This is a genomic window from Kribbella antibiotica (assembly GCF_004349055.1).
Taxonomy (GTDB): domain Bacteria; phylum Actinomycetota; class Actinomycetes; order Propionibacteriales; family Kribbellaceae; genus Kribbella; species Kribbella antibiotica.
The window spans coordinates 20941-28631 of record NZ_SMKX01000118.1 but is presented as its reverse complement, the minus strand read 5'-3'; the positions used below and the strand labels follow the sequence as shown (position 1 = coordinate 28631).

9 protein-coding genes are annotated in these 7691 nt (G+C 66.7%); 3 read left to right on the top strand and 6 right to left on the bottom strand.

Annotated elements, in window-relative coordinates:
* A partial coding sequence (locus tag E1263_RS30605) for an SDR family NAD(P)-dependent oxidoreductase (RefSeq protein WP_238161670.1) occupies positions 1 to 788 on the top strand: 788 nt, incomplete at its 5' end.
* 33 nt (positions 789 to 821) lie between these two features.
* Here E1263_RS30605 and E1263_RS30600 read toward each other — a convergent pair.
* On the bottom strand, positions 822 to 1616 hold the full coding sequence (locus E1263_RS30600; protein WP_132173659.1) for an ABC transporter permease: 795 nt from the start codon (positions 1614 to 1616) through the stop codon (positions 822 to 824).
* Positions 1613 to 2560: an ATP-binding cassette domain-containing protein gene (locus tag E1263_RS30595; RefSeq protein WP_132173657.1), complete on the bottom strand. Its 948-nt coding sequence runs from the start codon at positions 2558 to 2560 to the stop codon at positions 1613 to 1615. The genes E1263_RS30600 and E1263_RS30595 overlap by 4 nt, the downstream gene beginning before the upstream one ends.
* A gap of 97 nt (positions 2561 to 2657) precedes the next feature.
* On the opposite strand from E1263_RS30595, the gene E1263_RS30590 reads away from it, so the two are divergent.
* Positions 2658 to 3455: a TetR/AcrR family transcriptional regulator gene (locus E1263_RS30590; protein WP_132173655.1), complete on the top strand. Its 798-nt coding sequence runs from the start codon at positions 2658 to 2660 to the stop codon at positions 3453 to 3455.
* Here E1263_RS30590 and E1263_RS30585 read toward each other — a convergent pair.
* The 3 genes from E1263_RS30585 to E1263_RS30575 are packed head-to-tail and all read right to left on the bottom strand — an operon-like array spanning position 3363 to position 5383.
* Positions 3363 to 3635: a hypothetical protein gene (locus tag E1263_RS30585; protein WP_132173653.1), complete on the bottom strand. Its 273-nt coding sequence runs from the start codon at positions 3633 to 3635 to the stop codon at positions 3363 to 3365. The genes E1263_RS30590 and E1263_RS30585 overlap by 93 nt on opposite strands.
* 51 nt (positions 3636 to 3686) lie before the next feature.
* Positions 3687 to 4289 carry an FMN reductase gene (locus E1263_RS30580; RefSeq protein ID WP_132173651.1) on the bottom strand — a complete coding sequence of 201 codons (603 nt, stop codon included), beginning with the start codon at positions 4287 to 4289 and terminating at the stop codon, positions 3687 to 3689.
* Positions 4286 to 5383 carry an LLM class flavin-dependent oxidoreductase gene (locus tag E1263_RS30575; RefSeq protein WP_132173649.1) on the bottom strand — a complete coding sequence of 366 codons (1098 nt, stop codon included), beginning with the start codon at positions 5381 to 5383 and terminating at the stop codon, positions 4286 to 4288. Before E1263_RS30575 ends, E1263_RS30580 begins: the two co-directional genes overlap by 4 nt.
* A 144-nt stretch (positions 5384 to 5527) precedes the next feature.
* On the opposite strand from E1263_RS30575, the gene E1263_RS30570 reads away from it, so the two are divergent.
* Complete coding sequence (locus E1263_RS30570) at positions 5528 to 7180, top strand: glycosyl hydrolase family 28-related protein (RefSeq protein WP_132173647.1); 1653 nt, start codon at positions 5528 to 5530, stop codon at positions 7178 to 7180.
* On the opposite strand, the gene E1263_RS30565 is transcribed toward E1263_RS30570, so the two are convergent.
* The gene (locus E1263_RS30565) at positions 7177 to 7650 is read right to left on the bottom strand and encodes a hypothetical protein (protein WP_238161669.1); all 474 of its coding nucleotides are present in this window, start codon (positions 7648 to 7650) and stop codon (positions 7177 to 7179) included. The two genes, E1263_RS30570 and E1263_RS30565, sit on opposite strands and share 4 nt — an antisense overlap.
* Positions 7651 to 7691: the final 41 nt, after the last annotated feature.

The following is a 7691-nucleotide window of genomic DNA, read 5'->3' as shown; positions in this document are numbered from 1 at the left end:
GGGTTTGGCAGGATGGGGGGATGGGATATCTCGATTTCACGGACCAGGTTGTGCTGGTGACGGGGGCTAGTAGCGGGATCGGGGCTGCGGTCGCGGTCGGTTTCGCGGAGACGGGGGCCACGGTTGCGGTGCACTATCACCGCAATGCCGAGGGCGCTGCGCACACGGTGGCCGCGGTCCAAACAGCAGGCGGTACGGCGTCTCTGCACCAGGCCGATCTCGCGGATTCGGGGTCGGCGGATGCGCTGGTGGACGCGGTGATCGCCAAGCACGGGCGGATCGACGTACTGGTGAACAACGCCGGCGATCTGGTCAACCGGTCGCCGGTTGCCGACGTACCGGATGAGGAGTTCCAGCGGATCCTGAACGTGAACCTGACCTCGGTGTTCGCGCTCAGCCGACGGATCGTGCCGGTATTCCGCGCCCAGGGCAGCGGATCGATCGTCAACGTCACGTCGATCGCCGGGCGGCACGGCGGTGGTGGGGGATCGGTTGTGTACGCGACCAGCAAGGGCGCGGTCAGCACGTTCACCCGCGGCTTGGCCAAGGAGCTGGCGCCGGACGGGATCCGCGTCAACGCGATCTCGCCGGGCGTGATCAGTACGCCGTTCCACGACCGGCACACCGGGGAGGAGCAGATGAAGGCGATGATCACCGCGATCCCGATGGGCCGTACCGGTACGCCGCATGAGTGCGTCGGCACGGTCCTGTTCCTCGCCTCGGAGCGGATGGCGTCGTACGTGACCGGTCAGATTGTCGAGGTCAACGGCGGCCAGCTGATGCCATAGGGGCTCCGGCGATGTGCGCCGGAGCCCCCCAGCTCAGTGGGACAAAGTGCGGTAGCGGTAGGCGGACAGGGGCAGGAAGATCGCGGTCAGAACCAGGGGCGCGATGATCGCCATCAGGACCGAGTGACTACCGATCCAGGTGGCGGTTGTTGACGGATCGGGGTTGCCGAAAAGCGTTCGGGATGCGGTGGCCGCTGCGGACAACGGGTTCCACTGGGCGATCGTGCCCAGCCAGGCCGGCATCGTGGAGGTGGCGACGAAGGCGCTCGACAGGAAGCCGACCGGCCACACCAGCACCTGTACGGCGGTGATGCTCTGGGCGTTCTTCACGGACAGCCCGATGAAGATTCCGACCCACAGCAAGGCGAAACGCAGCAGGAGCAGCAGACCGAACGCTGCCAGCGCGGACGGCAACCCGTCATGCCAGCGCCAACCGAGAGCAAGTCCGGCACCAGTCAGTACGGCGAGGGCCACGATCGTGTCGAGCATGTCCGCCATGCATCGGCCGAGCACGACCGCGGCCGAGCTCATCGGGAGGGAGCGGAACCGGTCGGTCACGCCCTTGTCCTTGTCCTGCGTGACGGCGGTCATCGTGCCCTCGAGCCCGAACAGCATGGTCAGCGCGAAGATGCCCGGAACCAGCAGCTCGTAATACGACGAGCCCTCGGGGGTTTCCATCGCGCCGCCCAGCAGACTGCCGAAGATCAGCAGCATCAGTACCGGGAAGAACCAGGCGAACAACATCAATCCGGGCTGCATCCGCCAATGCGTCAGGGCTCGGCGGGTGATCGTCCAGCCGTCGGCAATGGCCCACCCGAGGGCAGTCATGCCGACGCTCCGGTCAGGTGCAGGAACACTTCGTCCAACGTCGGTCTGCGTAACGTGATGTCCTCCGGTTCAATTCTTGCCTCATGCAACGAGTTGGCCATGATCGTCAATGCCCGGGTGCGATCCTTGACCGGAATGCTGACCCGATTCCCCTCGACCTTGATCTCTCCGTTTGTGATCGGCTCGGCCAAGCCCAGGACCTGAGTGACCTCGGCCGGGTCCACGAGCACCAGATCGAGCCAGTCCGATCCGAGCTGGGCCTTCAGCGCGTCCGGCGTTCCTTCCGCGACGACCTTGCCGTCCTTCAGCATCGAGATCCGGTTCGCCAGCTGATCCGCCTCCTCCAGGTACTGCGTGGTCAGCAACACGGTCGTGCCGTTGTCGACGAGTTGCCGGATGGCCGTCCACACCTCGAGGCGGCCGGCCGGGTCGAGCCCGGTCGTGGGTTCGTCCACGAACAGGACGGTCGGCGCGACGATCAGGCTGGCGGCCAGGTCGAGGCGTCGGCGCATTCCGCCGGAATACTTCCCGACCGATTGCCCGGCCGCTGCGGTCAGGCTGAATCGCTCCAGGAGCTCGTCAGCTCGTCGTACCGACTTGGTGTGGCCGAGATGGTTAAGCCGGCCGAACATGACCAGGTTCTGCCGACCGGTCAGCACCTCGTCGATCGCCGCGTACTGCCCGACGAGCCCGATCCGCCGCCGCACCTCGGCTCCTTGGCGACTCACGTCGTACCCGGCGACGGACGCCGTACCGGAATCCAGTTTGAGCAGTGTGGACAGGATCCGCACAGCTGTGGTCTTGCCGGCGCCGTTGGGGCCGAGCAGGCCCGTCACGGTTCCGGCGGTGACTTCGAGATCGAAGCCGTTCAGGCCTGCCCCCTCGGTGCCGCCGCGATAGTTCTTCCGCACGTTGGCAGCCTCGATCACCTGTTGCTTCGTCACTTCCCACCTCTCGTTCAGGGTTGAGCCGTAGACTGTACCGTACACCGTACGACTCAGGTACCATCGATGCAACGACGAGCGGTGGGAGTTTGTTCCGGTGGCTGGAAAAAAGGTGGCGGCGGCCGATCCGGCGCGCAGTCTGGCGCTGCTCTGGGGCAGTCACGCCAAGCCCGGGCGCTCCGGTCTGACCGTGCGCGCGATCGTCGACGCCGCGATCGAGCTCGCCGACGCGGAGGGGCTCGAGGCCGTCTCGATGCGGGTGATCGCCGAGCGGCTGAAGGCCGGCACGATGACGCTCTACACCCACGTCCCCGGCAAGGGCGAGCTCACCGACCTGATGTTCGACCACGTGTACGGCGATCTGTACGCCGACGTGGACGAGGCCGCGCGTCAGCCGGATTGGCGGGCGGCGCTGGAGTTCATCGCGCACCGCAACTTCGACGTACTGGTTCGGCACCCGTGGATCCACGAGGTCCCGACAATGCGCGCGGCGCTGGGGCCGAACATCACGCTGAAGTACGAAGCCGAGCTCCGCCCCCTCGACGGTGTCGGCCTGACCGACGTCGAGATGGACTCAGCGCTCGCCCTGGTCCTCACCCACGTCACCGGTACGGCGCGCGCGGGCGCCGAGCACCTCCGCACCCAACGCGACTCCGGCCTGTCCGACGAGGAGTGGTGGCGCCAGATCTCGCCCACCCTCACCCACGTCATGTCCGGTTCGAGCGTCGCCTTCCCCACCGCCGGCCGCGTCGGAACCTCAGTCGGCGAACACTTCCAGGCCGCGATGGACTCAAACCACGCCTTAGCGTTCGGGCTGGATCGGATCCTTGACGGGATTGCCTTGCTGATCGCCTCGCGTCCGGAGGACCACCAGGGCAAGGCCGATCAAAGCTGAGGTGCCGGCCGCGATCAGATAGCCGCGGCCGTTCGTGCCCGAGTTCGCCGGCGTCTCGTGGGTGAGCGCCTCGACGGTTGTCGGCGCGCCCTCCTGCCGGTGGTCCGATGTCAGCGTGAGCAGCCCAGCCGCGAGCGCGACAGCGCTCAGCGCGAAGAAGAATGCTGCCCATCGCTTCATTGGCCTACCGCCGCGATGACGTAGCGCCCGACGATCTGCATGCCCCAAGTATCAGCTATTCAGCAGGTCCTCGAACGGGGTCGGGTTGGCGTACGGGTCCGGCTTGACCGGGGTGTCGTGGTGGAGGGTGGCGACGAGCTCGGTCGCGGCCTGGGTGATGCGGGGGCGGAGGGTCGCCGCGTTGGGGCCCCAGTCGGTGGATGCGGCGTAGACGCCGGTCGGGACTGGCATCGCTTTGAGGTAAGCGAAGAGCGGGCGGAGGGCGAAGTCGAGCACCAGGGAATGCCGCTCGGTGCCGCCGGTCGCGCCCAGCAGGACCGGCTTGCCGGCCAGCGCCTTGTCGTCCAGGACATCGAAGAACATCTTGAACAGACCGCTGTACGACGCCGAAAATGTCGGCGAGACCACGATCAGAGCATCGGCGTTCGCGACCGTCGTGAGGGCCTTCTCCAGCGCGGCCGACGGAAACCCGGTCAGCAGGTTGTTGGTGAGATCGTGCGCGTAGTCGCGCACCTCGATCACCTCGGTGCGCGACGTCTGCCCGCGCGCCGCCAACTCATCATGTACGGCGGTCGCCAGCTGGTCGGCGAGCAGCCGGGAAGACGACGGTGTCGTCAGCCCGGCCGTCACGACGGCGATGACTCGCTCGGTCATAGCGTCTCCAGATCACGTGCCCGCGCAGCCGCGGTCTTCAGCGATTCGTGGGTCGGCGCATCCGGCACATGCGCCGGCTTCAAGGCCGCAAACTCCTTGCGCAGCACGGGAATCACCTCTTCGCCAAGGATATCCAGCTGCTCCAACACAGTCTTCAACGGCAATCCGGCATGGTCGATCAAGAACAGCTGCCGCTGGTAGTCACCGAAGTGCTCCCGGAATGACAGTGTCCGCTCGATGACCTCCTGCGGACTCCCAACCGTCAAAGGCGTTTCGCGCGTGAAGTCCTCCAGCGAAGGCCCGTGCCCATACACCGGTGCGTTGTCGAAGTACGGCCGGAACTCCCGTACGGCGTCCTGCGAGTTCTTGCGCATGAACACCTGCCCGCCGAGTCCGACGATCGCTTGGTCCGCAGCGCCGTGTCCATAGTGCTCGAACCGCCGCCGGTACAGGTCGATCATCTGCTTGGTGTGCGTGACCGGCCAGAAGATGTTGTTGTGGAAGAACCCGTCGCCGTAGTACGCCGCCTGCTCCGCGATCTCCGGTGAGCGAATCGAACCGTGCCACACGAACGGCGGTACGCCGTCCAGCGGCCGCGGAGTCGCCGTGAACCCTTGGAGCGGCGTACGGAACTTGCCCTCCCAGTCGACGACGTCTTCGCGCCAGAGGCGGCGCAGCAGCGCATAGTTCTCGACCGCGAGCGCGATCCCGTTGCGGATGTCCTGGCCGAACCACGGGTAGACCGGGCCGGTGTTGCCGCGGCCCATCATCAGGTCGACGCGACCGTCGGCGAGGTGCTGCAGCATCGCGAAGTCCTCGGCGATCTTCACCGGGTCGTTCGTCGTGATCAGCGTCGTCGAGGTCGACAGGATCAGCTTCGAGGTCTGCGCCGCGATGAACCCGAGCATGGTCGTCGGCGACGACGCCACGAACGGCGGGTTGTGGTGCTCCCCGGTCGCGAACACGTCCAGCCCGACCTCTTCGGCCTTCAGTGCGATCGCCACCATCGACTTGATCCGCTCGGCCTCGCTCACCGTCTTCCCGGTGGTCGGATCCTCGGTCACGTCACTGACGCTGAACACCCCGAACTGCATCGGGTCCTCCTTCGGCTTGGGTAGTTCACTATTAAACTACCACGCCGCCCCAGGTTCCGGAACCGGCGACCTCTTGTCAGTCACGGGTCCACGTGATGAAACTGACTTCCGCCCCACGAAACCTCCCGCCCGAGGAGTTCGCCCATGTCTTCCCGCTTCAGCCGTCGAATGCTGCTTGGTACTGCCGTGGCGGCACCTGCTGCTGGTCTCATCACCGCTCCAACCACTGCTTCAGCCAGTCGACGACCAGCTGACCTCTCCAGCCAACTGATCGACGAGTGGGCTGCCGCGCCCGGTACGCATCCGCTCATCCCCGACATCTCGCACGCCGGTTACCGCGGCGGCGACCGCCCGCGCCGCCCACGCGTAGTCGCGAACGTCACCGACTTCGGCGCACGCCCGGGGACTGACGCTGCGGCCGCCTTCACCGCAGCACTCCGGTACGCCGGTGAGCGGGGTGGGGGCACAGTCGTCGTACCGGCTGGGACTTATCGCCTGGATTCCCCGCTGTGGATCCACTGGTCGAATGTCGTCCTGAAAGGCGCCGGCCGGAACCGCACGATCCTGCACTTCACCAAGCCGCTCGAGGAGTCGTACCGGCCGAATCTCCAACCCAGCCTGCAGAGTCGGTGGTCCTGGACCGGCGGCCAGATCTGGGTGATGCCGGCCGAACGCAAGGCCAAGTCCGAGGCCGAGGACTACGCCGCCTCCGAAGGCTGGCTGCTCGGCGACACGCTCGCCACAGTCGGCGCCGCGTCGCGCGGCCAACGCACGCTGCTCGTCGACTCGACGGAAAACCTCGCGGCTGGCGATCTCGTCGTACTGGAGACAGACAACCCGGCCGACGCCGGCGTACTCAAGCATCTGACCGGCGATGTGGCCGGCGCTTCAAGCTATGACTGGCCGACGCGTGCTCCGCAACTGACCGCTGGCTCAGGCGGGCAGTACATCCAGTACGCATCGTTGCAGTGGCCGGTCCGCATCGAGGCCGTCCTTGGCGAGCGGCTCGTTCGACTGGCTCAACCGCTGCGCTACGACCTTCGGCCGAGTTGGCCGTCGCGGCTGCGAGAGATCGGCCCGACCGTCCACGACGTCGGCATCGAGTCCCTCACGATCCGCAACGAACTCCGCCCGATGACCATCCACAACCGGCACCCAGGCTCGAACGGGCTGTGTTTCCAGGCCGTTCACGATTGCTGGGCGGACGACGTACGGGTCGAGAACTGCGATCTCGGCTTCGGCTTCACCACCACCAAAGCGGTCACCCTGACCAACGTCGCCGTCGGCGGCCGCTCCGCCCACCACAGCTTCGCCTGCCGCATGCAATCCCACGACAACCTCGTCGACGGCTTCGAGATCGAACAGTTCACCGTCCCCTTGCCGTCCGGCGCCCTGCATCACGGCCTCAACCTCGAAGGCCTCTCCGCCGGCAACGTCTGGCGCCGCGGCACCATGGCCGAAGGCACCTTCGACACCCACCGAGCCATGCCCTTCGAGAACGTCCGCACCGACATCACGCTGGTCAACAACGGCCGAGTCGGCGGCTCCGCAGCCTCCGGCCCGCTCTTCGGCGCGCGCATCGCCCACTGGAACGTCCGCATCACGACGAACACGCCGTATGCGATCCACCTCGCCGACGTGGCCCCACGCTCAGTCACCGTAGGTCTGCAAGGCCTGACCGCATCGGGCAGCGGTCTACCGAGAGACTTCCAAGGCGACCTCGAGAACGGCACCTACCTTCTAGGCGCCGCTCCCGCCGTACCAGATCTGTACGCCGCTCAACGCAGCTGCGACTAGATTCCGGCGTACTGGATGACCGGGGCGGCGGCGCGGGCCGCAACCTGCCAGCTTTGGCGGCGGAACGCGAGCACGATGCCGGCGAGGGCCGCGCTGCTGACCACACCGGCGATGACGATGATCACGACATCGCCGGTGAGCCCACCGGTCACGACCAATCCGAGCCCGACGACGATTGCGCAGACCGCCAGCGCGATCGCCGTCGACCGGCTCTGCCAGACCCACTGGCCGCCGCTCTCGACCTCGGCGGCCAGACCGTTCGCGAACGTCCGCAGTTCGTCGTCCCACGGCGCCAACTCGAGGATCCGCGCCGCCGCCTCTCGGCACATCGCGCGCTGCTGCTCACTCGCGATCAGTCGCACCTCGTAGATCGTGAGCGCGAGCGACGCCTCAGTCATCCGCCTGATCGCCCAGGCCAGGTCCACGCGCAGCTCGTTGTTGTCCGGCTGAGCGAGCAACGCTTGATGCATCCGCTCAACTGTGGCGGCGGGGTCCTCATCGGGGTGCACTG